Annotated in this window: 23 protein-coding genes; 14 read left to right on the forward strand and 9 right to left on the reverse strand. The window is 64.2% G+C overall.

Annotated elements, in window-relative coordinates:
- Positions 1 to 52: 52 nt before the first annotated feature.
- The 5 genes from QMO80_RS11080 to mutM all read right to left on the reverse strand — a co-directional run bounded on the left by QMO80_RS11080 (position 53) and on the right by mutM (position 5,860).
- Entirely contained in the window at positions 53 to 1,135 is a 1,083-nt protein-coding gene (locus QMO80_RS11080; RefSeq protein WP_283200076.1) for a saccharopine dehydrogenase family protein, read from the reverse strand.
- Between the two features lie 162 nt (positions 1,136 to 1,297).
- Complete coding sequence (gene dnaA, locus QMO80_RS11085) at positions 1,298 to 2,848, reverse strand: chromosomal replication initiator protein DnaA (protein WP_283200077.1); 1,551 nt, start codon at positions 2,846 to 2,848, stop codon at positions 1,298 to 1,300.
- An 857-nt stretch (positions 2,849 to 3,705) separates the two neighbouring features.
- The gene (gene rpsT, locus QMO80_RS11090) at positions 3,706 to 3,984 is read right to left on the reverse strand and encodes a 30S ribosomal protein S20 (RefSeq protein ID WP_064693542.1); all 279 of its coding nucleotides are present in this window, start codon (positions 3,982 to 3,984) and stop codon (positions 3,706 to 3,708) included.
- A 191-nt stretch (positions 3,985 to 4,175) separates the two neighbouring features.
- A complete protein-coding gene (locus QMO80_RS11095; RefSeq protein ID WP_283196664.1) occupies positions 4,176 to 4,949 on the reverse strand; it encodes an enoyl-CoA hydratase in 774 nt (257 codons plus the stop codon).
- Positions 4,950 to 4,969: 20 nt separating this feature from the next.
- Positions 4,970 to 5,860 (reverse strand): bifunctional DNA-formamidopyrimidine glycosylase/DNA-(apurinic or apyrimidinic site) lyase, encoded by an 891-nt coding sequence (gene mutM / locus QMO80_RS11100; protein ID WP_283196665.1) that lies wholly within the window; start codon positions 5,858 to 5,860, stop codon positions 4,970 to 4,972.
- A 149-nt stretch (positions 5,861 to 6,009) separates the two neighbouring features.
- On the opposite strand from mutM, the gene ubiE reads away from it, so the two are divergent.
- The 8 genes from ubiE to QMO80_RS11140 all read left to right on the forward strand — a co-directional run bounded on the left by ubiE (position 6,010) and on the right by QMO80_RS11140 (position 16,145).
- Positions 6,010 to 6,786, forward strand: a complete 777-nt coding sequence (gene ubiE, locus QMO80_RS11105; RefSeq protein ID WP_283196666.1) for a bifunctional demethylmenaquinone methyltransferase/2-methoxy-6-polyprenyl-1,4-benzoquinol methylase UbiE — start codon at positions 6,010 to 6,012, stop codon at positions 6,784 to 6,786.
- Between the two features lie 48 nt (positions 6,787 to 6,834).
- The gene (ubiB, locus tag QMO80_RS11110) at positions 6,835 to 8,409 is read left to right on the forward strand and encodes a 2-polyprenylphenol 6-hydroxylase (protein ID WP_283196667.1); all 1,575 of its coding nucleotides are present in this window, start codon (positions 6,835 to 6,837) and stop codon (positions 8,407 to 8,409) included.
- Between the two features lie 199 nt (positions 8,410 to 8,608).
- Entirely contained in the window at positions 8,609 to 10,195 is a 1,587-nt protein-coding gene (locus QMO80_RS11115; RefSeq protein WP_283196668.1) for an aromatic amino acid lyase, read from the forward strand.
- Between the two features lie 22 nt (positions 10,196 to 10,217).
- Positions 10,218 to 11,597 (forward strand): dihydroorotase family protein, encoded by a 1,380-nt coding sequence (locus QMO80_RS11120; RefSeq protein WP_283196669.1) that lies wholly within the window; start codon positions 10,218 to 10,220, stop codon positions 11,595 to 11,597.
- Positions 11,594 to 12,874 (forward strand): Zn-dependent hydrolase, encoded by a 1,281-nt coding sequence (locus QMO80_RS11125; protein WP_283196670.1) that lies wholly within the window; start codon positions 11,594 to 11,596, stop codon positions 12,872 to 12,874. Before QMO80_RS11120 ends, QMO80_RS11125 begins: the two co-directional genes overlap by 4 nt.
- Positions 12,855 to 13,952 (forward strand): DUF917 domain-containing protein, encoded by a 1,098-nt coding sequence (locus QMO80_RS11130; protein ID WP_283196671.1) that lies wholly within the window; start codon positions 12,855 to 12,857, stop codon positions 13,950 to 13,952. The genes QMO80_RS11125 and QMO80_RS11130 overlap by 20 nt, the downstream gene beginning before the upstream one ends.
- 3 nt (positions 13,953 to 13,955) lie before the next feature.
- Entirely contained in the window at positions 13,956 to 14,285 is a 330-nt protein-coding gene (locus QMO80_RS11135) for a TfoX/Sxy family protein (protein ID WP_283196672.1), read from the forward strand.
- Positions 14,286 to 14,483: 198 nt separating this feature from the next.
- Positions 14,484 to 16,145, forward strand: a complete 1,662-nt coding sequence (locus QMO80_RS11140) for a urocanate hydratase (protein WP_283196673.1) — start codon at positions 14,484 to 14,486, stop codon at positions 16,143 to 16,145.
- Positions 16,146 to 16,175: 30 nt separating this feature from the next.
- Here the strand turns inward: QMO80_RS11140 and QMO80_RS11145 are convergent, their stop codons facing one another.
- The 3 genes from QMO80_RS11145 to QMO80_RS11155 all read right to left on the reverse strand — a co-directional run bounded on the left by QMO80_RS11145 (position 16,176) and on the right by QMO80_RS11155 (position 18,847).
- Entirely contained in the window at positions 16,176 to 16,562 is a 387-nt protein-coding gene (locus QMO80_RS11145; RefSeq protein WP_283196674.1) for a VOC family protein, read from the reverse strand.
- Positions 16,559 to 17,797: an MFS transporter gene (locus tag QMO80_RS11150; protein ID WP_283196675.1), complete on the reverse strand. Its 1,239-nt coding sequence runs from the start codon at positions 17,795 to 17,797 to the stop codon at positions 16,559 to 16,561. The genes QMO80_RS11145 and QMO80_RS11150 overlap by 4 nt, the downstream gene beginning before the upstream one ends.
- Before the next feature lie 138 nt (positions 17,798 to 17,935).
- Complete coding sequence (locus QMO80_RS11155; RefSeq protein ID WP_283196676.1) at positions 17,936 to 18,847, reverse strand: LysR family transcriptional regulator; 912 nt, start codon at positions 18,845 to 18,847, stop codon at positions 17,936 to 17,938.
- Between the two features lie 126 nt (positions 18,848 to 18,973).
- Between QMO80_RS11155 and QMO80_RS11160 the strand changes: the two genes are divergently transcribed.
- Both QMO80_RS11160 and coaBC read left to right on the forward strand, forming a co-directional pair.
- Positions 18,974 to 19,738: an SDR family oxidoreductase gene (locus QMO80_RS11160; RefSeq protein WP_283196677.1), complete on the forward strand. Its 765-nt coding sequence runs from the start codon at positions 18,974 to 18,976 to the stop codon at positions 19,736 to 19,738.
- Positions 19,739 to 20,052: 314 nt separating this feature from the next.
- Positions 20,053 to 21,258 (forward strand): bifunctional phosphopantothenoylcysteine decarboxylase/phosphopantothenate--cysteine ligase CoaBC, encoded by a 1,206-nt coding sequence (gene coaBC, locus QMO80_RS11165; RefSeq protein ID WP_283196678.1) that lies wholly within the window; start codon positions 20,053 to 20,055, stop codon positions 21,256 to 21,258.
- A 6-nt stretch (positions 21,259 to 21,264) separates the two neighbouring features.
- Here the strand turns inward: coaBC and QMO80_RS11170 are convergent, their stop codons facing one another.
- The gene (locus tag QMO80_RS11170) at positions 21,265 to 22,077 is read right to left on the reverse strand and encodes a class II glutamine amidotransferase (protein WP_283196679.1); all 813 of its coding nucleotides are present in this window, start codon (positions 22,075 to 22,077) and stop codon (positions 21,265 to 21,267) included.
- A gap of 506 nt (positions 22,078 to 22,583) precedes the next feature.
- Between QMO80_RS11170 and QMO80_RS11175 the strand changes: the two genes are divergently transcribed.
- The 4 genes from QMO80_RS11175 (at position 22,584) to QMO80_RS11190 (ending at position 26,588) form a co-directional block, all read left to right on the forward strand.
- Entirely contained in the window at positions 22,584 to 23,261 is a 678-nt protein-coding gene (locus tag QMO80_RS11175) for a FadR/GntR family transcriptional regulator (protein ID WP_283196680.1), read from the forward strand.
- Positions 23,258 to 24,550: an MFS transporter gene (locus tag QMO80_RS11180; RefSeq protein ID WP_283196681.1), complete on the forward strand. Its 1,293-nt coding sequence runs from the start codon at positions 23,258 to 23,260 to the stop codon at positions 24,548 to 24,550. Before QMO80_RS11175 ends, QMO80_RS11180 begins: the two co-directional genes overlap by 4 nt.
- Before the next feature lie 99 nt (positions 24,551 to 24,649).
- On the forward strand, positions 24,650 to 26,176 hold the full coding sequence (locus QMO80_RS11185) for a S10 family peptidase (protein ID WP_283196682.1): 1,527 nt from the start codon (positions 24,650 to 24,652) through the stop codon (positions 26,174 to 26,176).
- A 10-nt stretch (positions 26,177 to 26,186) separates the two neighbouring features.
- Positions 26,187 to 26,588 carry a GFA family protein gene (locus QMO80_RS11190; RefSeq protein WP_283196683.1) on the forward strand — a complete coding sequence of 134 codons (402 nt, stop codon included), beginning with the start codon at positions 26,187 to 26,189 and terminating at the stop codon, positions 26,586 to 26,588.
- The last annotated feature ends 72 nt before the right edge of the window (positions 26,589 to 26,660 follow it).

A 26,660-nucleotide genomic window follows, 5' to 3' on the forward strand; every position in this document is an offset into this window, starting at 1 on the left:
CGGATTGTTTCCAGCGCGGCAACGATATCGCCATCCGCGCCGGAAACCATTCTCACCTGTGGCTGGTGGCGCCGGCCTTGAACAGGCTGCCGGTCGGCGTCTTCAGGAACATCTCCAACGGAATATGCTCCTGGTGCAGGAAGCCGGTGGCCGGCAACAACCCGTCGCGGACCATTTCGATGACGGCGACGACGGAGGCCGACGTCGTCCAGGCGATCGCCGTGCGGCGTGCACCGGCAATCTCGATCGGATAATAGGCGCGCACGAATTCCTTGCGGCGCAAGCTGCCGTTCTCCGTGCCCTCGGCGGCGACATGGACATAGACGACATCGTCTTCGACAGGCGGCTTGGCATTGGTCAGGATCTCGCCGGCGAGCTTGCGCTTGTCGCGCATCAAGAGCTCGTGGAAGAAGAAGTTCATCAGCTCCATGTGACCGGGATAACGCATGGTCTTGTAGTCGAGATTGTCGATCTTGCCGAGCATGGTGTCGCACATGGTGCCAAGGCCGCCCGAGGTGGTGAAGGCTTCGAGCTTGACGCCGCCGACATAGACGGTCTCGTGCCATTCCATCGGCGAGACGAGCTTGCGCACCCCACCCTCGATGACCTCGCAATCGTTCAGATATTCGTTGACGACCCCTTCAGGCGACCAGTTGAAGGCGTAGCCGAGAAGGCCCGTCGGATGCTGCGGCAGGGCGCCGACGCGCATGCGGATCGAGCGGCAGCGCTCGAAGCCGTCGGCAAGGCTTGACCCGACGATGCCGACGAAACCCGGCGCCAGGCCGCATTGCGGCGCCATCAGGCCGCGGGCGGTCTTGGACAGTTCGATGATGAAATTGGTGGTGGGAACGTCTTCGGTCAGGTCGAAATAATGAATGCCGGCGAGATGGGCGGCGCGCGCCAATTCGATGTTCAGATGGTAAGGAAGGCAGGAGAGCACCGCCTCGACATTCGACAGCAGCTCGCCGACCACTTGGACGTCGGCAATATCGCCGGCGCGGCACTTGAAGGGGACGTCGCTCAACGGCAGCTGCGCATCGACGCCGATGACCTCGAAACCGCCTTCATGCAACAGCGTGGCCGCCAGCCGTCCGACCTTGCCGAGGCCGAGAACGGCGATCTTTCTAAAACTCATTCATTATCCTCCCATGCGCCCTCTCGGCGCTTCAGTCTTGTCCGACGCATGCCGCTCCAAATCGGACATGCGCGGGATGGCCGGAGGTATAGAATAAAACGCTCATAAAGCAAAACGGCCGGAATCGCTTCCAGCCGTCTAAGTTTTCCGAAAATTGGGTGATTATTCGTTGATCAGCCGCTTCAGGAGCTCGACTTCGTGCGACAGCTTGGTGTCTCCTGATATCAGCTCTTCGATCTTGCGCACGGCGTGCAGCACGGTCGTGTGATCGCGCCCGCCGAAACGGCGGCCAATCTCGGGGAAGGAGCGCGGCGTCAGCGTCTTCGACAGATACATGGCGATCTGGCGCGGCTTGACGATGACGCGGGTGCGGCGGTTCGAAACCAGTTCCTGGCGCGAGACATTGTAGTGCCTGGCGACGATGCGCTGGATATCCTCGATGCGCACCCGGCGGGGCTCGCCTGAGCCGACCAGATGGGCCAGAAGTTCGTCGACGCGCTCAATCGACAGGTTCGGCTCGAAGGAGCGGCGGAAGACCAGCTGGTTGAAGGCGCCTTCGAGTTCGCGGCCGCTGGCCGTGATGTTGCGGGCGACGTGCTGCAGCAGGTCGGCCGGAATTTCGAGCGACGGATCTTCGAGCCGGGCGGCCGCCAGGCGGCGCTTGAGGATTTCGAGACGCATCTCGTAATCCGGCGCGTCGAATTCGATCGCCACGCCGCCCTGCAGGCGCGAGCGGACGCGGGGATCGAGCGATTCCAGCTCCCAGGGGGCGCGATCGGCGGCGACAACCACCTGCTTGGCGCTGTCGAGCAGCATGTTGAGGAGATGGCAGAATTCATGCTGGATCATCTTGCCCTGCAGGAACTGCATGTCGTCGATGATCAGGAGATCGATGTTGCGCAGCGAATCCTTCAGCGTCAGCGCGTCATTGTCGCGGATCGCCGTGGCGAAGCGCCACATGAAATATTCGGCTGTGAGATAGACGACGCGCAGCGCCCGCGGGTTCTGCACCGCCGCATTGGCGATTGCCTGCAGCAGGTGGGTCTTGCCGAGGCCGACCGCCGAATGGATGAACAGCGGATTGAAGCGCACGGCGCCGGAACCGGCTTCGGCGATCGTCTTCGCCGCCGCAAGTGCGACACGGTTCGAGCTGCCTTCGACGAAGGTGTCGAAGGTGAAGCGGCTGTCGAGCGGCGAACCAAAGAGCGGCGAGCCAAAGCTTGCGGGCCTTGCCGCAGCAACTGACGAAACCGCCTGCTGGACGGCCTGGCCGGCCGGCTGGGCGCTTGCCGGGCGGCGCGCCTGGGGGGCAACGACCGGCTCGGGCTGGACCGCCTCATCGAGCGCCTTCGTGCCGCTGCGCGTCGCCGTGCGCACCAGGACTTCGATCTTCAGAATTTCCGGATCTTCGGCCTGGAACAGACCGGTGATGAGATCGAGATAACGATTGTTGATCCACGACTTCAGGAAGGTGGTGGGTACCGACAGGCGTACCACGCTCTTCGATACCGAATGCAGCTTCAGCCGGGCGAACCAGCTGGCATAGACGTCAGGACCGACCTGAGCCTTCAAGCGCGCGCTGACGCGCTCAAACAAGATGCTGTGCTTCATTTCCGCCTTTGCTTCTCCCACTTCGAGGCGCATGGAGCCAAACGCCTGCGGTGCCACATCCCCATTGTCGAGCCCGCCCGTCGTCATCGTATTCATCTGCATAATGCCGCCTTTCAATTCCACCGGGCGGCTTCCGCTAAAATAGCCGCCCGATTATTCCCCGCTTTGGCGAGCTGACGGCATCCTCATGAAGCCGCTTACCTGCCGGTTCACTCAAACACTGCCCCCGAAGGGACCGGCATAGAATTCCGTTGCAGGAACCGCATTCATGCGGCAACCTTCATCGGCTTTCCGTGCCAGGCCGGCGGTCGATCCTCGTTTTCGACCGATCAGCCCGAACGCAATATCACTTTAACCTTCTCCGGCGGCCTCGCCTTAAACGTGTGGCCACTGAAGACACAAAACATCCCTGCCCGTAACAGCCACGTTACGGCCCAAATCCGTCGAGTGCTTGAAAAAACGGAAGCGCAAGGCTCCGTAACAAATGGCACAAACTTATCGCCCTGCCGACGTGGCAGTTAAGACCGAGCCTCTGCAGGTGATGTCCGCGCCCTTTGTTGGAAGCCATTTAGGCAGGATCAAAAGGCAATATCAACGATGAATTTTACGCAAAATTAAGAAGCGGGCATTGACTCCGCCGGCCGTTTTCGGGCGTCACACCAGCGTCAAAAAAGAATCGCTTTTGAATCAAGGAGATTCCCCGTTCGGGCTATTTTGACACGCATGGAAAGAAAAAAAATAAAAATCTTCTTGACTCCCCCCTGGTCCCGGAAGCTCGGGGCAGAGTCGCGCGGCATGAAAGCATCCTTGCGCAAGTCTTTGTTTTTAAACAATTTTTCCTGTCATGGCACTGACACGAAACAGTCGCAGGATTAACCATAGAAGGGCTGATCGGCGGAATCGAAAAAGCCCGGTAAAATTACCGGGCTAATCATAAAGAGGAAGACCTTAACGGAAGATTACGCGGTCGCGGTGACCGAGAGAGCCTTCACACGAGCGGCCAGGCGCGAGACCTTGCGGGATGCCGTGTTGGAGTGCAGCACGCCCTTGCTGGCGGCGCGGGCAAGCTCGGGCTGAGCGGCCAGGAAAGCGGCCTTCGCCTTGTCGGCGTCACCGGATGCGATGGCCTCTTCGACCTGGCGAACGAAAGTACGAACGCGCGAGCGACGAGCCTTATTGACGTCGGTACGGCGGGCGATCTTGCGGGTCGCTTTTTTCGCCGAAGTTGTATTGGCCATGGATGCCTCTCTCAAGAATTCGAACAAACTCCGCCATTACCGCGGGCCCTGCGGCCACAAAATCCAGCAATGCGGGAGCAATCGCGGAAAACCAGACCGGCTTTCCGAACCGTGGGCGGGCATATAACTCTAAAGCCGGCCCACGTCAACGCGGTTTTTCAAGCTTTGCCGCCCGAACAGCCTAAAAGCGTTCAACGGTGCTTAAAAGCCGGTTTGCGCTTCTCGACGAAGGCCGCCATGCCTTCCTTCTGGTCGTCTGTGGCAAAGAGACTGTGAAACAGCCGGCGCTCGAAGCGGAGCCCCTCCTCCAGCGTCGTCTCGAAGGCGCGGTTGACCGCCTCCTTGGCCATCATCACCGAGGGCTGCGAAAGCGAGGCGATCTTTTCGGCCGCGGCAAGAGCCTCCTCGAGCAGACGCTCGGGCGCCACCACACGCGATACGAGTCCCGATCGCTCGGCTTCCGCCGCATCCATCATCCGGCCGGTCAGGATGAGATCCATCGCCTTCGCCTTGCCGACGGCGCGCGTCAGCCGCTGCGAGCCGCCCATGCCGGGAATGACGCCGAGGGTGATTTCCGGCTGGCCGAACTTCGCCGTCTCCGCGGCGATAATGAAATCGCACATCATGGCGAGCTCGCAGCCGCCGCCGAGCGCAAAGCCGCTGACGGCGGCGATGACCGGCTTACGCGCCTTGGCGACCTCATCCCAGCCGCTGATGAAATCGCTCTTATAGATATCGGCGAACTGGAGCGGCTGCATCTCCTTGATATCGGCGCCGGCGGCAAAGGCGCGCTCGGAACCGGTGATGACGATGGCGCCGACCGCCGCGTCGGCATGGAAGGCGGCATAGGCCTCCTTCAATTCCTTCAGCACGGTGGAGTTCAGGGCGTTCAGCGCCTGCGGGCGGTTCAGCGTGACGAGGCCGACATTGCCTCGGGTTTCGACGATCAGGGTCTCATAGGCCATGCTGTTCTCCCGGTTCTCTCTTATTTCTGGCAGGTGGCGCAATAGAAGGTGGAGCGGCCCGCCTGGACGATACGGGCGACCGTACCGCCGCAGCCGGGCGTGCGGCAAGCCTGACCTTCGCGATCATAGACGGAGAAGGAGTGCTGGAAATAGCCGAGCGATCCGTCGGTCTGGATATGATCGCGCAGCGAGGATCCGCCGGCGGCAATCGCATCGGCGATGACATCGCGGATCGAGGCGACCAGCAGGTCGAGCTGCTGCTTCGGCCGGCCGCCTGCGGTCACCAGCGTGCCGGCGGCGCGGAGCGGCGAAAGATGCGCGCGCCAGAGCGCTTCGCAGACATATATATTGCCGAGACCGGCAATGTTCTTCTGGTCGAGCAGCGCACTCTTCAAGGGCTGCGCCTTGTCGCGGAAGCGTTCGGCGAGATAGGCGGCGCCAAGCTCGTTTCCGGTCGGCTCCGGGCCGAGATCGCGGAAGAAGGGATGGGCGGCGAGATCGGCGCGCTCCACCATATCCATGAAGCCAAAACGGCGCGGGTCGTTATAGACGACGCGGCGGGGGCCGCCCGGAGCGTCGAGATGAAAGACGACGTGATCGTGCTTCTCGTCCTTCGAGCGGGCATGATGGAATTCGCCGGGTGTCCCCGAGGCGACGCCCTCCTCGATGCGAAAAGAGCCGGACATGCCGAGATGGGAAATCAGCGTGTTGCCGTCGTCGAGATCGACCAGCAGATATTTGGCGCGGCGGCCAAGCCCGACGATGGTGCGGCCGGACACCCTGTCGGCGAAGGCCTCGGGAAAGGGAAAGCGCAGATCGCCGCGGCGCAGCTCGAGCCGGGCGACGCGAGCCCCCTCCATCGCCGGCGCCAGGCCGCGTTTCACCGTTTCGACTTCTGGCAATTCCGGCATCTTAACCCATCTGTATCTAACGTGTTTCAACCGAGGACGATGTGCGCTATAGCGCCAGTGGTCCGCGGAGAGCGCGGCCCAGTGATAACGTCGCGCGCGGTCTTTCGCTATGGCTTGCGCGGCTGAATATCAAGGAACGGAGCAGTCTGATGTCAGAAAGCCGCACTTCCGCCGATGGCGGCATGGAGACCTCCTACGGCTTCCGCGAGGTGTCTGACGGCGAGAAGCAGGGCCTCGTCAACCAAGTGTTCCACAAGGTCGCCAAACGCTACGACATCATGAACGACGTCATGTCGATGGGCATGCACCGCGCCTGGAAGGATGCGATGATTGCGGCGCTGAACCCGCGCAAGGAGCCGGGCTACAAGGTGCTCGACGTTGCCGGCGGCACCGGCGACATCGCCTTCCGCATCGTCGAGGCTTCGGGCCGGCAGGCGCATGCGACCGTGCTCGACATCAACGGCTCGATGCTCGGCGTCGGCGCCGAGCGGGCGGAAAAGAAGAAACTGTCAGGCAATCTGACCTTCGTCGAGGCCAATGCCGAGGAGCTGCCCTTCGAGGCCGCGAGCTTCGACGCCTATACGATCGCCTTCGGCATCCGCAACGTGCCGCGGATCGATGTCGCGCTGTCGGAGGCCTATCGCGTCCTGAAGCGCGGCGGACGGCTGCTGGTCTTGGAATTTTCCGAAGTCGACATGCCGCTTCTCGACAAGATCTACGACACATGGTCGTTCAATGCCATTCCGCAATTCGGCAAGGCGATCACCGGCGATGCCGAACCCTATCAGTATCTGGTGGAATCGATCCGCAAATTCCCCAACCAGGAGAATTTCGCGGCAATGATCCGCCAAGCCGGCTTTTCGCGCGTCAGCTACACCAATTATACCGGCGGCATCGCCGCGCTGCATTCCGGCTGGAAGCTCTGAGGGAATGAGGGAAGAAAAGACAAACCTCCCTCGGCGGGGCACTGTGGCATGAGCACATTCGGGGCCTATTTCCGCCTTTGGCGCGTCGGCTGGGTGCTCGTGCGCGAAGGCGTCGTCTCGGCGCTGCCGTCCGAGGGCCTGCCGCCTCCGGTGGCGCTCGCCAAATCCTTCGTGACGATTTTCGAGCGCAGCAAGGCGCGGCACCAGAAGCGCAGCGACCGGTTGGCGCAGGCCGTCGAGCGGCTCGGTCCCTCCTATGTGAAAATCGGGCAGTTCCTGGCGACGCGGCCGGATGTCGTCGGCGTCGAATTCGCCAATGACCTGTCGCAACTGCAGGACCGGATGGCCTTCTTTCCCTCGGCTGCCGCCAAGGCCAATATCGAAGGCTCGCTCGGGCGGCCGATCGGCGAACTCTATGCGAACTTCGACGAGCCGATTGCCGCCGCCTCGATCGCCCAGGTGCATCCGGCCGAAGTCGAGACATCGGCGGGGCGCAAGAAGGTCGCCGTCAAGATCGTGCGGCCCGGGGTACGCCAGCGTTTTGCCCATGACATCGAGGCGATGTATCTCGTCGCCCGTATGCAGGAGCGTTTCCTGCCTTCGAGCCGGCGGCTGCGGCCGGTCGAGGTGACGAAGACGCTGGAACAGACGACGAAGATGGAGATGGATCTTCGCCTGGAGGCGGCCGCTCTTTCCGAAATCGCCGAGAATACCGAGAGAGATCCCGGCTTCCGCGTGCCGAAGGTCGACTGGGAGCGAACGGGGCGCGACGTCATCACCATGGAGTGGATCGACGGCACGAGGATGTCCGATGTCGAGGGACTGCGCGCGGCCGGCCACGATCTCAACCTGCTTGCCGATACGCTGATCCAGTCCTTCCTGCGCCATACGCTGCGCGACGGCTTCTTCCATGCCGACATGCATCCGGGCAACCTCTTCGTCGATGCGGGTGGCATGATCGTCGCCGTCGACATGGGCATTGTCGGGCGGCTCGGCAAAAAGGAACGGCGGTTCCTCGCCGAAATCCTCTATGGCTTCATCACCCGCGACTATATCCGCGTCGCCGAGGTGCATTTCGAGGCCGGCTATGTGCCCGGCCACCACAATGTCGAGAGCTTCGCCCAGGCGATCCGGGCGATCGGCGAGCCGATCCATGGGCAGCCGGCCGAAACGATTTCGATGGGCAAGCTCCTGACGCTGCTTTTCGAAGTGACCGAACTCTTCGACATGGCGACGCGGCCGGAGCTGGTGATGCTGCAGAAGACCATGGTCGTGGTCGAAGGCGTGTCGCGCATGCTCAATCCGCGCTTCAACATGTGGAAGGCCTCCGAGCCCGTCGTCGGCGACTGGATCCGCACCAATCTCGGGCCGAAGCGGATCGCCACCGATCTCAAGGACGGGCTGAAGGCCGCGGTGAAGCTCGCCGAAGCCGTGCCGGAAATTGCGGCGAAGACCGAAAAATTCCACCACCAGCTTCTGCATATGAGCGAACACGGCTTACGTTTCGACGAACAGACGGCGGAGGCGATCGGCAAGGCCGAGGCTCGGCACAACCGTTCGGCCAGGATCGCGCTGTGGATCATCGCATTGACGCTTCTCTATATTGCCTGGATGCTGAGCTGATCCGTCCTAAACATGCTGTGTTCGGCATTTGGGATATCCCATATGACGGAGGAGGCGCTTAGTCTCACCGTTGGAGCATGATGCCGAAAAGTGTAAGCGGTTTTCGGGCGACATCATGCTCTAGCTCTTTAATTTAGAACAGGATTCAGATTTTCGGCCGGACCGGCCTAAAATCATCCTGTTCTAGGAGATATGGCACATGCAGCACGAACGCCTTGGCATCGAACTTTCCGGACGGCCGCTCGGTTTTGCCGAGATGGCGGCGATCGGTGCGGGCAAGGCGACGATATCGGCTTCGGCGACCGGCATGGCCCGCATCGCCATTGCCCGCGAGATCGTCGAGGATGCGATTGCCTCAGGCATGCCGGTCTACGGCTCGACGACGGGCGTCGGCGCCATGAAGGATGTGGAGTGGTCGGCCGACGAACTCGACACCTTCAACCTCGGCCTGGTGCGCGCCCATCATTTCGGCACCGGCACGCCCTTTTCCTGCAATGTCGTGCGCAACGCCATGGCGATCCGCGTCAATACGGCGCTGACCGGCCAGGTCGGCTGCACGCCGGAGCTGATCGAAGCCTATATCACCATGCTGAAAGCCGATCTGATCCCGGTGGTGCGCCGCACCGGCTCGATCGGCTGTGCCGATATCGGCCTGATGGGGCAGATCGGCGCGGTGCTGACCGGCGTCGGCGAAGCGGTCTATCGCGGCAGCCGCATGCAGGCAGCCGACGCCTTCCGGGCAGCGGGACTGGAGCCGGTGCGGATGGCGCCGCGCGACAGCCTCGCCTCGCTCAGCATCAATGCGGTGAGCTTTGCCGCGGCTGCGGAAACGACGCGCAATGCCGCCGCCTCGATCCGCATCCTGCTGGCGACGGCGATGATGGCGGCCGGCGCGCTCGGCGCCTCCCGCGATCCCTGGAAGGCGGTGCGCCATGTCGGCACGGCGCGCGAGGCGCTGATCGGCGCCTGGCTCTGCAATGCCTCCGACGACTGGAACTGGCCGGTCGCGACGCATGTGCAGGATCCGCTCAGCCTGCGCATGATCGCCCAAGTGTTCGGCGCGGTCATCGAAAACCTGCTGTCGACAGGCCATAAAATCCTTGCCGCCACCGGGCGTTCGGACGACAATCCCGTCGTAGTCGAAGGCCGGGTGATGACCTCGGGCGGTTCGCTGCCGCTCGATGTGACGATCCTCTTGGAATCGGCCGCACTCTGCATGGCGCATGCGGCGCGCAACGCCTTCAACCGCTGCGTCATTCTCGGCAACGGCCAGCGGCGCGACCTGCCGGTCAATCTCGTGCCGCCAGGGCGGATCGCCACAGGTTTCGGGCCGATCATCAAGCTTGCCGGCGAGATTTTTTCGCGCGTGCTGTCGATGTCCAATCCGGTGTCGGCGCAGTCGCTGGTGGTGGCCGCCGGGCTGGAGGACGAGGCGGCCTTCCTGCCCCTGGTCATCGAGCGCTTCGAGCGCCAGATGCAGGCGCTGAAGCGTCTGGCAGCACTGGAGGCGCTGCTGTCTGCCCAGGCGATCGACATTCTCGGCGACGAACCGAAGGGGGTTGCCGCCATGCTCTACGAGGTCGTGCGCAAACATGCGGATTTCTATACTGTCGACCGGCCGCTTTCGGCCGAGGTGGAGGCAATCGAGGAGGAGCTCGGCTCGGACGACTTCCTCTCGAGGCTGACCGAGCAGGTTCCGATCGCCTCCTTCGACGATTTCTTTGCCCTCGGGTCACTGGAGCATATCGAGGAGCGCCTGACCCACCACGAGGCGCAGGCACTCTGATCTCAGCCTGGGAGGAAGCGTCATGGACTTCGATCTCGTTCTGCAGGGCACGGTGGTGTTGCCCGACCGCATTCTCGAAGAAGGCTATGTTGCCGCCCGCGACGGCAGGATCGCCGAGGTCGGCCTCGGCGTGCCGCCTGCGGCGCGTGAACGGCATCTGCTCGGCAAAGCGCTGATCCTGCCCGGTGCGATCGACGCCCAGGTGCACTCGCTTTCCCAGAAGGATCAGGAGGATTTCATCTGGTCGACGCGTTCGGCGGCGGCCGGCGGCGTAACAACGATCGTCGACATGCCCTATGACGAGGGCGATCTCGTCTGCTCGGCGGCGGCGGTCAAACGCAAGATCGACCATGCTGGCCCGCAGGCGCGTGTCGACTTCGCGCTTTACGGCACGGTCGATCCGGAAGAAGGCCCGGCGCGGATCGGCGAGATGGTCGAGGCAGGCGTTGCCGCCTTCAAATTCTCGACTTTCGGCACCGACCCCAAGCGTTTTCCGCGTATTCCACCGGCCCTGCTCGACGCCTGCTTTGCCGCGATCGCGCCGACGGGGCTGACGGCAGGCGTGCACAATGAGGATGACGAGGCGGTGCGCAGCTATATGGCTGCGGTGAAGGCGAGCGGCATCACCGACTGGCGGGCACACGGCCTGTCGCGGCCGCCGATTACCGAACTCTTGGCGATGCATACGATCTTCGAGACGGGGGCCGCCACCGGCTGCCCGGCGCATGTGGTGCACTGCTCGCTCGGGCGCGGCTACGATATCGCCCGTGCCTATCGCCGCGACGGTTTTGCCGCGACCGTCGAATGCTGCGTCCATTACCTGACGCTCGACGAAGAGAACGACGTCAAGCGCCTCGGCGGCAAGGCGAAGATCAATCCGCCGCTGCGGCCGCGCGCCGAGGTGGAGAAGCTCTGGCGGAAGGTGGCCGAGGGCGATGTCTGGCTGGTCTCGACCGATCATGTCAGCTGGTCGGAGAACCGCAAGACCAATCCCGATATGCTCGCCAATGCCTCCGGCGTGCCGGGCCTCGAGGTGATGGTGCCGCTGTTCGTCAAAGGCGCCAGCGAACGCGGCATTCCGCTGACATGGGCGGCCCGGTTGATGGCGGAGAACCCGGCCAGGCATTTCCGCCTCGACCATATCAAGGGGGCGCTGAAGCCCGGCAAGGATGCCGATATCATCGTGCTGGAGCCGCGGGACGGCATCTATGACGCGTCTGCCAGCGGCAACAACGTCGTCGGCTGGAGCCCCTATAACGGCATTCGCCTGCCGTGGAGCGTTGCGGCCACCTATCTCAGGGGCGAAAAGATCGCCGAAGGCGGCAAGGTGCTGGCCGAGCCCGGCACCGGCCGGTTCGTCCGGCCGCTGTCGCGCCAGGTCGTTGCCGGAGCGCTCGCATGAGCCGCAATCTTCCCGTCGATGCCGGCCGGATCGCCGGGGATATCGAGGCGCTCGCCGCGATTACCGAGCCCGGCCATCCCTGGACGCGGCGGGCTTTCACGCCGCTCTTTCTCGAAGGCCGGGCCTATATCGAAGCGCAGATGAAGGCGGCGGGGCTGGAAACGCGGATCGATGCCGCCGGCAATCTGATCGGCCGGCGCACGGGCCGCAAACCCTGGCTCGGCACGATCATGCTCGGCTCGCATTCCGACACGGTGCCGGATGGCGGCCGCTTCGACGGCATTGCCGGGGTGATCTCGGCGCTTGAGGTGGCGCGTGCGCTCAGCGACCGGGCGATCGAGCTCGACCACGATCTCGAGATCGTCGACTTCCTTGCCGAGGAGGTGAGTATCTTCGGCGTCTCCTGTATCGGCAGCCGGGGGATGACCGGGCAATTGCCGGAGGCCTGGCTTTCGCGCGTCAGCGACGGGCGCGACCTGGCCGAAGCCATCGCCGAGGTGGGTGGCACGCCAGGCGTGCTGGCGCAGCAGAAGCGGCCGGATATCGCAGGCTTTCTCGAACTGCATATCGAGCAGGGACCGGTGCTCGAAGCCGAACGGGAGGATATCGGCATCGTCACCGCCATCTCCGGCATCACCCGCATCGAAATTGCCGTCGAGGGGCGAGCCGACCATGCCGGCACGACGCCGATGGACCGGAGGGCGGATGCGCTGGTGGCGGCCGCCCAACTGGTGCTCGACATCCGCAACGCCGCCGCCGAGCTTGCCAAGATGCCGGGCCACTTCGCCGCAACCGTCGGCGAATTCAGGATCGAGCCGAATGCCGCCAATGTCGTGCCGTCGAAGGTAGCGCTGCTGATCGATGGCCGCGCCGAAATCCGCGCCGATATGGAAGCCTTCTGCCGCTGGCTCGACGGTCATGTCGAAAAGCTCGCCGACGCTTATGGCGTGACGATCAAGCCGCCGAGCCGGGTGTCCGACAATCTGCCGACGCCGGGCGATGCCGGGCTGCTTTCGACGCTGGAGGCCGCCTGCATCCGTGTCGGCGCCAAACACCGGCGCATGGCGTCGGGCGCCGGGCACGATACCGCCTGGATCGCCAAGGTGGCGCCGGCGGCGATGATCTTCGTGCCCTGCCGGGAGGGCCGCAGCCACTCCGCCGACGAATGGGCCGACAATGACGACATCGCGCTCGGCGCCGCCGTGCTGTTCGAGGCGGTGCGCGAGATGGACAAGGATTTGACGCGGGAGAAGGCCGATGGGACGCATACTGGTTGAGAAGGACGTGGAAGCCGCGGTCAAGGGCGGCTCCGTCTATGCCGCCGGCGGCGGCGGCTGGGCCGATCACGGAAGGATGCTTGGGCTTGCAGCCGTCAATGTCGGTAAGCCGGAGCTGGTCTCGATCGAGGAGCTGAGGGACGACGACTGGATCGCCACCGCAGCCGCGATCGGCGCGCCCGCCTCCACCACGCCCTGGGAAATGCAGGGCATCGATTACGTGAAGGCGGTGCAGCTCTTGCAGGAGGCGCTCGGCGAAAAGCTGTCCGGGCTGATCATCGGCCAGAACGGCAAATCCTCGACCCTGAACGGCTGGCTGCCCTCGGCGATCCTCGGCACCAAGGTGGTCGACGCGGTCGGCGATATCCGCGCCCATCCCACCGGCGACATGGGCTCGATCGGCATGGCCGGCTCGCCGGAGCAGATGATCCAGACGGCCGTCGGCGGCAATCGAGCCGAGAACCGGTACATCGAACTGGTGGTGAAGGGCGCGACGGCGAAGATCTCGCCGGTGCTGCGCGCCGCCGCCGATCAATCCGGCGGCTTCATCGCCAGCTGCCGCAACCCGCTGCGCGCTTCCTATGTCCGTGGTCACGCCGCACTCGGCGGCATCTCGATGGCGCTTGCGCTCGGAGAGGCGATCATCGCGGCGGAGAAACGCGGCGGAGCCGCCGTCATCGACGCGATCTGCAAAACGACGGGCGGGCATATCCTCGCCGAGGGCGTCATATCTGGAAAGGACGTCGTCTACACCAGGGAAGCTTTCGACATCGGCACGGTCAGCGTCGGTTCGGGCGCAAAATCGGTGACGCTGCATGTGATGAACGAATATATGGCCGTGGACGATGCCGATGGCGGCCGGCTTGCCACCTTCCCCGCCGTGATCAGCACGCTGTCCCAGGAGGGCGAGCCACTCAGCGTCGGCCAGCTTAGGGAAGGCATGCAGGTCTTCATCCTGCATGTGCCGAAGGATATCATCCCGCTGTCGGCAAGCGTGCTCGATCCCACCGTCTATCCCGTCGTCGAGAAGGCGATGGGGATCGAGATCGCCCGCTATGCGCTAGCGGCGAGGGCCTGAGCCATGGCGCGCGATCGGGGACTGGAAGACCTGCTGCGCGAGGCACTCGGCGATCGGCCTGGCCTTGCCGAAAAATCCATGTTCGGCGGCTGGGCCTTCCTGCTGAACGGCAACCTTCTCTGCGGCGCGCGCAGTGACGGCATGTTGATCCGTCTCGGCAAGGGCAATGACGGCTGGGCGCTGATGCTGCCGGGCGTGATCCAGATGTCGATGGGTGAGCGGGTCATGCATGGCTGGGTGCGCGCCAATGCCGAGGCCTACGGCGACGATGCGCTGAGACGGCGTCTGCTCGATGCGGCGCTCGCCTATGTGGAATCGCTGCCGGGCAAGTGACGACTGCGCTTTCCCCCTTCTCCCCAGCGGGAGAAGATGTCCTAGGGATAGATGAGGGGGTGAGCGGCAAGGCCGCGAGTGCCTGAGCGCAAGCGAAGGGCAATGAATGTTATGCCGTGTGGCCCCCTCATCCGACCCTTCGGGCCACCTTCTCCCCGGCAGGGAGAAGGGGAAACAGAGACCAAGCGAGGAACAACCATGCCGAAGGCCAATCCGCGTCATCCGAAATTTCCCATCCCCGGCGGGCCGGAGCTGCGGGCCAGGGGCTGGCGGCAGGAAGCGCTGCTGCGCCTGCTCGAAAACGTGCTTTCCGTTGGCGAGGATCCCGAAAACCTGATCGTCTATGCCGCGCTCGGCAAGGCGGCCCGCAGCTGGGCGGCGCATAAGGGCATCGTCAAGGCGCTGACCGAGATGGAGGAGGATCAGACGCTGCTGATCCAGTCGGGCAAGCCGATCGGGCTGGTGCGGACGCATGCCAAGGCGCCGCTCGTCATCATGGCGAACTGCAATATCGTCGGGCAATGGGCGAAAGCCGAGGTGTTTTATGAGCTGCAGCGCAAGGGACTGATCTGCTGGGGCGGCCTGACGGCCGGCGCCTGGCAGTATATCGGCAGCCAGGGCGTCATCCAGGGCACTTACGAGATCTTCATGCGCATTGCCGAGCGGCGCTTCGGCGGCGATCTCGCCGGCCGGTTCGTGCTGACGGCCGGCCTCGGCGGCATGGGTGGGGCGCAGCCGCTCGCCGGCCGCATGGCGGGGGCGGCGATCCTCTGCGTCGACATCGATCCGGAGCGCGCCCGCAAGCGCCAGGAGATCGGTTATCTCCAGGAGATCGCCCCCGATCTCGATACCGCCCTTCAGATGATCGACGCGGCGGTCAAGGAGAAGCGGGCGCTATCCGTCGGGCTCGTCGGCAATGCGGCGGAGGTCTATCCCGAAATCGCCCGGCGCGGCATCGTGCCCGATATCGTCACCGACCAGACTTCGGCGCACGACCTCGTCTATGGCTATGTGCCGAAGGGCATGGACCTCGATCAGGTGAGAGGATTGCGCGACGACGGCCAGGGGCAGTTGATGGCGGCAAGCCGCGCCTCGATCGTCGAGCATGTGACGGCGATGCTGCACTTCCAGAAGCGCGGCGCGGAAGTCTTCGACAACGGCAACCTCATCCGCACCCAGGCGAAAGAAGGCGGCGTCGCCGATGCCTTCGACATTCCGATCTTCACCGAAGCCTATCTGAGGCCGCTGTTCGCCCGGGCGATCGGCCCGTTCCGCTGGATGGCTCTGTCGGGCGAGGAGAGCGATATCGCCCGCATCGACGATCTGCTGCTCGAACTCTTCCCCGACAACAGGATCATCACCAACTGGATCCGGCTGGCGCGCGAGCACGTTCCCTTCGAGGGGCTGCCGGCCCGTATCGCCTGGCTCGGCCACGGCGAACGCACGATGCTGGCGCGGCACGTCAATGCGCTGGTCGCAGGCGGCGAGCTCAAAGGCCCCATAGCCTTTTCCCGCGACCATCTCGATGCCGGCGCCATGGCGCATCCCAACATCATGACCGAGCGGATGAAGGACGGATCGGATGCGATCGCCGACTGGCCGCTGATCGACGCGATGATGCTCTGCTCGTCGATGGCCGATCTCGTCGTCGTCCATTCCGGCGGCGGCGGTTATGCCGGCTACATGACGAGCTGCGGCGTCACCGTCGTCGCCGACGGCACCGATGCCGCCGACGAGCGGCTCGACCACGCGCTGACCAACGACACTGCCCTCGGCGTCATGCGTTACGCCGATGCGGGCTACGAGGAGGCGCTGGATGAGGTGGCGAAGAAGGACGTGCCCTATATCCGGCTGGATTGAGCCCGGAGGCGGATATCGGCCTATCGAGCGTCAGTCGATCAGGTTCGAAACTTCGATGAGATTGCCGTCTGGGTCTCGGAAATAAACCGAACGCAACCGTCCGGTCGCGCCGGTGCGTTCGACCGGACCTTCCTCAATCACAATGCCTGATGCCTGCAGGTGGGCAATGACGTCGGCAATCGGCGTTTCGGCGATGAAGCAGAGGTCGCCGGAGCCGGGGGCGGCATGTCTCGCCTTGGGTTCGAATTCGTGGCCGGCCCGATGCAGATTGATCTTCTGGCGGCCGAATTTCAGCGCCTTGCGGCCTTCCGCGAAGGTTTCGACCGACATGCCGAGGATGCGGGAATAAAAATCGCAGGTGGCTGCGATATCGGCGACGGTCAGCACGAGATGATCGAGACGGTCGATGCGGATCATGTTTTTCTCCTGGCGAGACGCTGCGCGACACAGGCGGAGATAAAGGCGAGCGCCAGCATGACAAGGGTGAAGGCGACGACGGCGGCCCAGCCGTCGATTGCCCAGAACCAGCCACCCGCCGACCCCATGAGGCTGGAGCCGACGTAATAGGCCAGCATATAGAGCGACGAGGCGTGGCCCTTGGTGCCATGCGCCAGCCTGCCGACGAGGCCGCTGGCGATGGAATGGCTCATGAAGAAACCTGATGTCAGCACCACGATGCCGAGAATGATGGAGGGCAGCGGGGCGAAGAGCGTCAGCGCGCTGCCGGCGGCGGTCAGCGCAAGACCGAAGAGAAGAACGCGGAAGTGCCCGATCCGGTCTCCGATCAGGCCGCCGATCGAGGCGGCGCCGATGCCGAAGAGATAGACGGTGAAGATCAGGCCGAGTTCGGTCTGGTTGAGGCCATAGGGCGGCGCCACGAGACGGAAGCCGGCGTAATTGTAGATGGTCACGAAGGAGCCCATCGCCAGGAAGGCGATGGCGAAGATGAAGGGCAGCGCCGGATTTTTGAGATGGCCGAGCCAGGCCTTCGCGTGGAAACGCGGATCGAAGCCGGGCCGGCGGACGAAGTTCTTCGACGGCGGCAGCAGGGCGATGAAGCCGAGCGCGGCGGCAAGGCCGATGGCGCCGATGAGGAACAGCGCCGGCCGCCAGCCGAGATATTCGGCGAAGATGCCGGTGAGAACGCGGCCGGACATGCCGCCGAAGGCCGTGCCGCCGACATAAAGGCCCATGGTGGCGCCAAGGCCGCGCGGATCGATTTCCTCGGCGAGATAGGCCATGGCGACGGCGGGCACGCCGCCGAGAACGAAGCCCTGCAGGGCGCGGATGACAAGCAGCAGCTGCCAGTTCGGGGCAAAGGCGGTGGCCACCGTCAGCAAGGCGGCGCCGACCAGCGATATCGACATCAGGCTGCGGCGGCCAAGGCCTTCCGAGACGGCGGCGGCGCAGACGATGGCGAGTGCGAGGAAGCCGGTGGAGAGCGAGAGCGACAGCGAGCTTCCGGCCGGGCTGACGGCAAATTCCTGCGAGAAGATCGGCAGCAGCGGCTGCACGCAATAAAGCAGCGAGAAGGTGGAGAAACCGGAGAGGAAAAGCGCCAGGCTGGCGCGTCGATAAGCGCCGGCGCCGCGTGTCAGGTAGTGCTTTTCCCCTGCGATCATAGTCTTCGCGCCATGCGCTGGCAGCGCCATATCTTCATCCTGACGAACCTTCGAATTCATGGGTTAGAACAGGATGATTTTAGGCCGGTTGGCCTAAAATCTGAATCCTGTTCTACATTAAAGAGTTAGAGCATGATGTCGCCCGAAAACCGCTCACACTTTTCGGCATCATGCTCTATCCGCAATATCCCAATAGGGCGGATCGCCAAAACTCTTCTTCAGATGATCGGCGATGGCGCGCAGCTTGGCGGAAGGATTTCGTCCCTCGGGATGGGCCATATAGATGAATTCGGCCTCCGGCCTGTGACCGACATCGATTTCGGCAAGCAGTCCCTCGCGGATGGCCGGGCCGGCAATGAAGGCGGGCAGCAGCGCGATACCGAGACCGGCGATCGCGGCGTCGCGCAGCATGTCGCCGTTGTTGATGCCGAGCGCCGGTTTTGCACGGACGAGGATCGCCCCCTCCGGCGTCTGGAAGCGCCAGTCGGCGACGCCGCGATTGGTGTAGAAGATACCGCGATGGCTGTTGAGATCATCAAGCGACAGCGGCATTCCCTCCCGCGCGAGATAATCCGGCGACGCGCAGAGCAGGCGGCGGCTCGGCGCAAGCTTCCAGGCAACCAGCCGGCTATCGGCGATCGGGCCGTTGCGGATGATGGCGTCATAGCCGTCCGAGGCGGCATCGACACGCCGGTCGTCGATATCGAGCGTCAGTTCGATATCGGGATGGTCGGCAAGAAAGGGATAGAGCGCCGGGCCGAGATGCATGCGGCCGAAGGTGACCGGGGCGGCGATGCGGATCGGCCCCGACAGCGTGCCGCGCCGCTCGGCCATATCGGCGGCAGCCTCCTCGATCTCGCGCACGATACGCCCGGCCCGCTCCAGGAAGACCTCACCGTCCTCGGTCAAGGTGAGCTTGCGCGTCGTTCGGTGCAGCAGCGTGCCGCCCAGCGATTTCTCCAGCTCGGCCAGCCTTTCGCTGACGACGGATTTGGAGAGCCTGAGCCGCCGGGCCGCCTCGCTGACCGAGCCTGCCTCGACGACGGCGACGAAAGCCGCAATGCCTTCGATCCTGATCATCGTTCGGTCTTTCCGAATTCGAATTCCTCTATTTGAAGACTAATCCGAACGAAGGGAAAATGCCATCTTCCTGTCAACGAAAGGGACGGCAGGGGCCGCCTCGCTTCCAACACAGGAGATGGAACCATGAACCGCTTGGACAACAAGGTCGCGATCGTCACCGGCGCAAGCTCCGGCATCGGCCGCGTCACGGCAAAGCTCTTTGCCGCCGAAGGCGCCAAGGTCGTCGTCGGTGCCCGACGTCGGGCTGAGCTCGCCAGTCTCGTCGCGGAGATCAAAGCAGAGGGCGGCGACGCCGTCGCCATTGCCGGCGACGTCCGGTCGGAAGACTATCACAAGGCGCTGGTCGCGGCTGCCGTGACCCATTACGGCAAGCTCGACATCGCCTTCAACAATGCCGGCATCATCGGCGAGGCCGGCCCGAGCACCGGTGTCTCGGAAGTAGGCTTCAGCGAGGCGCTTGATGTCAACCTCACGGCATCCTTCCTCGCCGCCAAACATCAGATCGGCGCGATGGCGGAAAAAGGCGGCGGCTCGGTGATCTTCACTTCGACCTTCGTCGGCTACAGCTTCGCCTTTCCGGGCGTTGCCGCCTATGCCGCCAGCAAATCCGGCCTGATCGGCCTGACGCAGGCGCTCGCCGCCGAATTCGGAGCGCAGGGCGTGCGCGTCAACGCCGTCCTGCCGGGCGCCGTCGATACCGAGATGTACCGGGACATGAACGATACGGCCGACAAGCGGGCCGCCGTCACCAATATGCATGCGCTGAAGCGCGTCGCGACACCTGACGAAGTCGCCCGCTCGGTTCTCTACCTCGCCTCCGACGATGCGAGCTTCGTCACCGGTACGGCTTCGCTGGTTGACGGCGGCATTTCGATCACCCGCAGCTAAGACGGCGCGGCGCGATTTCCGGGTTGGAGACCCTCCGATTGCCGACGCCGGCCCCTCATCCGCCTGCCGGCACCTTCTCCCCGTTTTACGGGGAGAAGGGGATATGCCGCGACCTCTCCGTCCCTTGCTAACGTCTCGCGGGGCAAGTCCCCTCTCCCCGTTTTACGGGGAGAGGGTTAGGGTGAGGGGCAGGCATGGGCGCCGATCAGACAGCAGTACCTCGAGCAAGCTCCATAGCTTCACCGGCGCGATTGCATGTTCTCCGCCAAAGGCTTAGGGTCGGGGCCGGTCAATAAGGCGACGGGAAGAAAGCCATGGCTCTCAGCGGAAAACGCATCCTCCTCATCATCTCCGGCGGCATCGCCGCCTATAAGAGCCTGGATCTGATCCGCCGGCTGCGAGAGCGCGGCGCGAGCGTGCGCCCGATCATGACCAAGGGCGCCCAGGAATTCGTCACGCCGCTGGCCGTCGGCGCGCTGGCGGCGGATCACGTCTTCCTCGATCTGTTTTCGCGTGAAGACGAACAGGATGTCGGCCATATCAGGCTGGCGCGCGACTGCGATCTCGTGCTCATCGCCCCTGCCACCGCCGACCTGATGGCGAAGATGGCGAACGGGCTTGCCGACGATCTCGCCTCGACCGTGCTGCTGGCGACTGAGAGGCCGGTGCTGGCGGCACCGGCGATGAACCCCAGAATGTGGGCGCATCCGGCGACGCGGCGCAATGCGGCGCTGCTCCGGGCAGACGGCATCCGCTTCGTCGGGCCGATGGCCGGCGAGATGGCGGAGAGCCGGGAAGCCGGGCTCGGCCGGATGGCGGAGCCGCTGGAGATCGTGGCGGCGGCCGAAACCATGCTCGACGACGGAGAAAAGCCGCTGAAGGGGCGCAAGGCGATCGTCACCTCAGGACCGACGCACGAGCCGATCGACCCGGTGCGCTACATCGCCAACCGCTCTTCCGGCCGGCAGGGCCATGCGATCGCCGCCGCCCTTGCCAGGCTTGGAGCCGAGGTGACGCTGGTCTCAGGGCCGGTGACGATCGCCGACCCCGTCGGCGTCAGCACCGTGCATGTCGAGCGGGCGGAGGAAATGCGCGACGCGGTGCTTTCGGCGCTGCCGGCCGACATCGCCGTGATGGTCGCGGCGGTGGCGGACTGGCGTGTCGCCTCGGCCGCCGACCAGAAGCTGAAGAAACATCCGGGCGAATCCATCCCGACGCTGGCGCTGACCGAAAACCCCGACATCCTCAAAACCGTCGGCCATCATACGATGCGGCCGAAGCTGGTGATCGGCTTTGCCGCCGAAACGCAGGACGTGGAAAGCAATGCGCGGGTCAAACTCGAGCGCAAGGGCGCCGACATGATCGTCGCCAACGATGTCTCGCCGGCCACCGGCATCATGGGCGGCAGCCGCAACAGCGTCAAACTCATCCGCCGCGACGGCGTCGAGCAATGGCCCGACCTGGCAAAGGAAGAGGTTGCTGAAAGGCTGGCAGCGCTGATCGCCGCGCAGTTCAGCTAAGGCGTTTCAGGCAGGGATAGCCATGCGCTGCGGCCGGGCGGCACTTCGCTTTCCCGGCCGGAAGTCCGCGACGTCGATCCCGTTTTCGCCGACGGTGACGGCGCTGCCATCGGGAATTTCAGCCCAGGCGTCGACATCGTCGTTCAACGGCTCGGAGACGAGGCAATAGCCGGCGCTGGCAGGGGATGCATAAAGCGTCGGCGCCTTGCGATCGGTGGCATAGCGGATCGCATAGAGCGTCTTGCCGTCGGAGAAGGCGGCGGTGAAGCGCAGCAGGATCGAGCCGAGGAGACTTTCGGCCAGATCCTCGACGAAACCGACCATATCGGCCATTGCGGCGATCGGCGCCTCGCGCAGGCCGAATTGCAGCGCCAGCAGAAACATCAGCTCGGAATCGGTCGTGCCGCCGCGGGCGTTGAACAATTCGTCGTCGAGCATCGCTTCCATCGGCCGGCGCAGCCGCTCGAAGCCGGAGATCTGGCCGTTGTGCATGAAGGACCAGGTGTCATGGGTGAAGGGGTGGCAATTGTCGCGGCGCGTGCCGCCGCCGGTAGCGGCGCGGACATGGGCGAGGAAAAGCGGCGAGCGGATCTGCCGCGCCAGGCTCTTCAGATTGCAATCCGACCAGGCCGGCAGGATATCGCGGTAGCGGCCGGGCTCCGGCCTGTCGCCATACCAGGCGATGCCGAAACCATCGCCATTGGTCGCCGTCTTGGCGCGGGTGGCGCAATGGGACTGCTCGATCAGCGAATGGGCGGGCGAGGACACCAGCTCCTCGAGATAGAGGGGATCTCCGCGATAGGCTGCCCAGCGACACATGGCTTTCTTGCTCCGGGACCCGCCGCCGCATCGGCGGGCATGCTAGATTGTCTGCCGTCGCGGCTAATAACAGCTTAATGCGCGGCCGGTTTGCAAGCACAAGGTGACGGATTCGTGGCGTCCTGGATGTTCAAATTCAGCGAAACGCTGTGTTCTTTCGTGAATGCCGGTCTTCCTCCAGGCGGGAAATCCTGCAGATTTCTGCTTGCATCTGAAAAGAATCAGCCTACCTTCGACTTATCAGCAACAGAACGAAAGGAAGGTGATCCAATGTCTAATGAGATTTCGGACCTCGTAACGGGCATGGGAGAGGTGAAGAAAGCGAGGCAGCCCTCGCTGTAATCCCGCCTTCCTGGGGCTGCGTAGACAGCCCAGGCCAGTTTGAGGCCAAACTCATGGAAAGGGTCGCCGAGGCGGCCCTTTTTATTGCCCTGATATAAGATCGTTGACGGACCATCGAAATCCCACTACTCATAAAGTCATCAGATGACTTTATGAGTAGTGGGATGCGCGCGATCAGCAGGACCAATCTCGCCGATGAGGCAATCGAGGCGATCCGCAGCGATATTCTCGGCAAACGCTGGGCGGTCGGCGAGAAACTGCCGAATGAAGCCTCGCTGTCGGCCATGCTCTCGGTGAGCCGCGGCACGGTGCGCGAGGCGGTGCGGGTTCTGGTCTCCCAGGGCTATCTCGAAACCCGGCAGGGGTCCGGAACCTATGTGCGCTCGACCAGCGATACCGGCCGGCCGCTCACCATGGCCCGCCGCGCCAGCCTGCGCGACCAGTTCGAAGCGCGCCTGGCGCTCGATGTCGAGGCCGCCCGGCTGACGGCAGTCCGCAAGACGCCGGCGACGGTTGCCGGGCTTCGCCGGCTGCTTGCCGAACGCGGCAGTTATGATGGCCGCGACAAGGCCGCCTTCATCGAACGCGACCTCGCCTTCCACAAGGCCGTCATCGCCGCTTCCGGCAACCGGGCGATGATCGAGATCTACGATTTCTTCTCGACCTCGATCGCCGATACGATCGCCGCGACGCTCGGCAAGGATATTCCCGAACCGGATATGCAGGCGCATGCCGATATTGTCGACGCAATCGAAACCGGCGATCCCGACCAGGCGGATTTGGCTGTGCGCCGCTTCATGGCGCCGGTTCTTGCCGCCCTCGACCGGATGATCCTGTCATGACCACATCTTCCGCCGATGCCGTCACGACATTCGACGCATCCGATGAATTGCTTGTAGACGTCGAGGCCGGCAGCCTGCCGCCGCCGCAGGCAACACCGGTGCGCGGAGCCGCGGATCGTTTCCTGCTTGGCGCCAGCCTCGTGTTGATCGCCTTCAACCTGCGCCCGGTCTTTTCGAGCGCTTCGGCGCTGCTGCCGGAAATCCGCTCCGAACTCGGTCTTACCGCGCTCGGCGCCAGCCTGCTGACGACGCTGCCGGTCGTCTGCCTCGGCGCCTTCTCGCCGCTGGCGCCGCGTCTTGCCCAGCGCCTCGGCGCGGAACGCACGCTGCTCGGCGTTCTCCTGCTTCTGGCCCTTGGCACCGGTTTGCGTGGGCTCTCCTCCGTGCCGCTGCTTTTCATCGGCACCGCGCTCGCCGGTGCCTGCATCGCCGTCGGCAACGTGTTGCTGCCGGGGCTGGTGAAGCGGGATTTCGCCGGGCGCGCGGCATTGATGACCGGCTTCTACACCATGGCGCTCTGCGCCGGTGCGGCCAGTGCGGCAGGGCTGACGCTGCCGATCGAACAGGCGCTCGGCGGCTCTCTCCAAGGCGCGCTCGCCATCTGGGCACTGCCGGCGCTCGTCGTCGCCTTGCTCTGGCTGCCGCAGATTCTGCGCAGCGGAGGCCAGGCAAGGCGAAACGGATTTCATGTCAAGGGCCTCTGGCGGGACCGGCTGGCCTGGCAGGTGACGCTGTTCATGGGGCTGCAATCCGCACTTGCCTATTGCGTCTTCGGCTGGCTGGTTCCGATCCTGCGCGAACGCGGCCTCGACGGCGTCACTGCCGGGGCGATCGTTTCGCTCTCGGTGATGGTGCAGGCCGCATCCTGCCTCATCGTGCCGCATATCGCCGTGCGGGGGAAAGACCAGCGGCTGATCAATGCGAGCCTTTGCGGCGTCGCCGTCACCGCCCTGCTCGGCCTGCTCTTTGCGCCGCTGTCGACCGTCTGGCTCTGGGCTGTGCTGCAGGGCATCGGCCAGGGCGGGCTGATCGCGGCGGCGATGACGACGATCGTGCTGCGCTCGCGCGATCCCGATGTTGCCGCCCATCTCTCCGGCATGGCGCAATGCGTCGGTTACCTGCTTGCATCAATCGGCCCGCTCATCGTCGGCCTCATCCGCGGCTGGACCGGCAGCTTTTCCTGGTGCGCCGTCCTCTTCGTCGCACTCGGACTGGGCGCGGCGATCAACGGCTGGAGGGCCGGGCGGGCGGTGGAGATCAATGTCCATGCGGTCGAAAAGGACGGCTGAGCCCTCGCTCACCTATCCATCACCATCTCTTGATGCCGGTCGCCGGCTGCGGATGCTACGCTATTTCAGCCTGCACGACCCACCGCCGGAGAAGATATCTTGCGCCTACGAACCCTGTTTCTGCTCGCTGCGCTTGCGACATCGCTGTCCCCGGCCCTTTCTCTGGCGCAGGAAAGCGGAGAAGGCCGGGCCAATGTCCAGAGCGGCGCACGCGACGGCGTGCTGAGGCTGCTGCCAGCCGATTCCGTCACCGAACATGACCTGACCGCCGGCGATCGCAAGATCGCCTATACCGCCACCGCCGGCACGCTTAATCTCTTCGGCCAGGACGGCGCGCAGACCGGCGCGATCTTTTATACCGCCTATGTCGCCAGGGATGGCGGGCCGAACCGGCCGCTGACCTTTGCCTTCAACGGCGGGCCGGGTGCGGCTTCCGCCTTTCTGCATCTCGGGCTGGTGGGGCCGAAGGTGCTCGATTTCGGACCGGACGGACGCGACGGCGCCAATGCCAAACTCGTCGACAACCCGCAAAGCTGGCTCGATTTCACCGATCTGGTGATGATCGACCCGATCGGCACCGGCTGGAGCCGGACAGCAAAGGCCGACGATGCCTCGAACTACTACAACGTCAACGCCGATGCCCAGAGCATCGCCAAGGCAATCGCGCTCTACGTCACGCATAATGGCCGCTCCAACTCGCCGAAATATCTTCTCGGCGAAAGCTACGGCGGCTTCCGTGCCGCCAAGGTCGCTTCGGCACTCAAGGAAAGCCAGGGCATCATCATTGCCGGCGCGGTGATGCTCTCGCCGCTGCTCGAGGGCCAGCTGATGTTCAACGCCGACCAGTTCGCGCTCGGCGCGGCCCTGGAATTGCCGTCGCTGGCTGCCGCCGAACTCGACCGGCACAACGCCTTTGACGAGGAGAAGCAGAGGCAAGCCGAGACCTTTGCGCTCGGCGACTATCTGACCACGCTTGCCGGACCGCCGCCGACGGGAACGGATGCCGCGGCCTTCTACGGGAGGGTTGCCGGGCTGACCGGCATTCCGCAGGATATCGTCACCCGCAATCGCGGCTTCCTCGGCAGTGCCTTCGTCAAACATTCCGACACCGGCGAGGTGATGAGTTCCTATGATGCCGCTTTTGCCGCGCCCGATCCCTATCCGGAATCGGATTACGATCGCGGCGACGACGCCATCCTCGATGGTTTCACCCGCGCCTATGGCGGCGCCTTTGCCGACTATGCCCGCAACGAACTCGGCTTCAAGACCGATATGACCTACACCCTGCTCGAAGGCGATATCAGCCGGCGCTGGGAATGGGGCGGCGGGCGCGGCGGCGGATCGCGCTTCCAGGCCAGCGCCACCGACGACATCAGGCAGCTGCTCGCCTCGAACCCGGCATTCCACCTGCTGATCGCCCATGGCTACAGCGATCTGGTGACGCCTTACGGCGTCAGCCGCTACGTCGTCGACCACCTGCCGCCCTCGCTCACCGGCGGCCGGGTCGGGCTCAAGCTTTATCGCGGCGGCCATATGTTCTATACCAGAGCCGAACAGCGGGCCGCCTTCACGGCGGATGCGAAGATCTTCTACGCCACCCACCCGGCCGCGCAGCCGGCGGATTGAGGGATTATCGATGCACATCACCGGCGGATGCCACTGCGGCGCGATCCGCTATCAGGCCGAGATCGTTCCGGAGCGGGTGTCGATCTGCCATTGCACCGATTGCCAGCGGCTGACGGGCTCCGCCTATCGCATCACCGCACCGGCGCGGCCGGGAAGTTTCACGCTTACTTCAGGCGAGCCGCGCGGCTACACGAAATATGGCGACAGCGGTGGTCTCAGCCGGCAATTCTTCTGCCCGAATTGCGGATCGCCGCTGTACCGCACGGATGGTGACGGCAAAGCGATCGGCATCCGCGTCGGCAGCATCGACCAGCGGCGGGAGCTGACGCCCAGGAAACAGATATGGTGCCGCTCGGCTTTGCCCGGGGTGGAAAATATCGAGCCGCTGCCGCGATTTGATCGAGAGGATTAGCAGGCCGGTAAGCTTACTTCAGGTGGCACGCACAACGACCAGCCCTCATCTGAGGTGCCCCACAAGGGGCCT

This window comes from Rhizobium sp. BT03, from assembly GCF_030053155.1.
Lineage (GTDB): Bacteria > Pseudomonadota > Alphaproteobacteria > Rhizobiales > Rhizobiaceae > Rhizobium.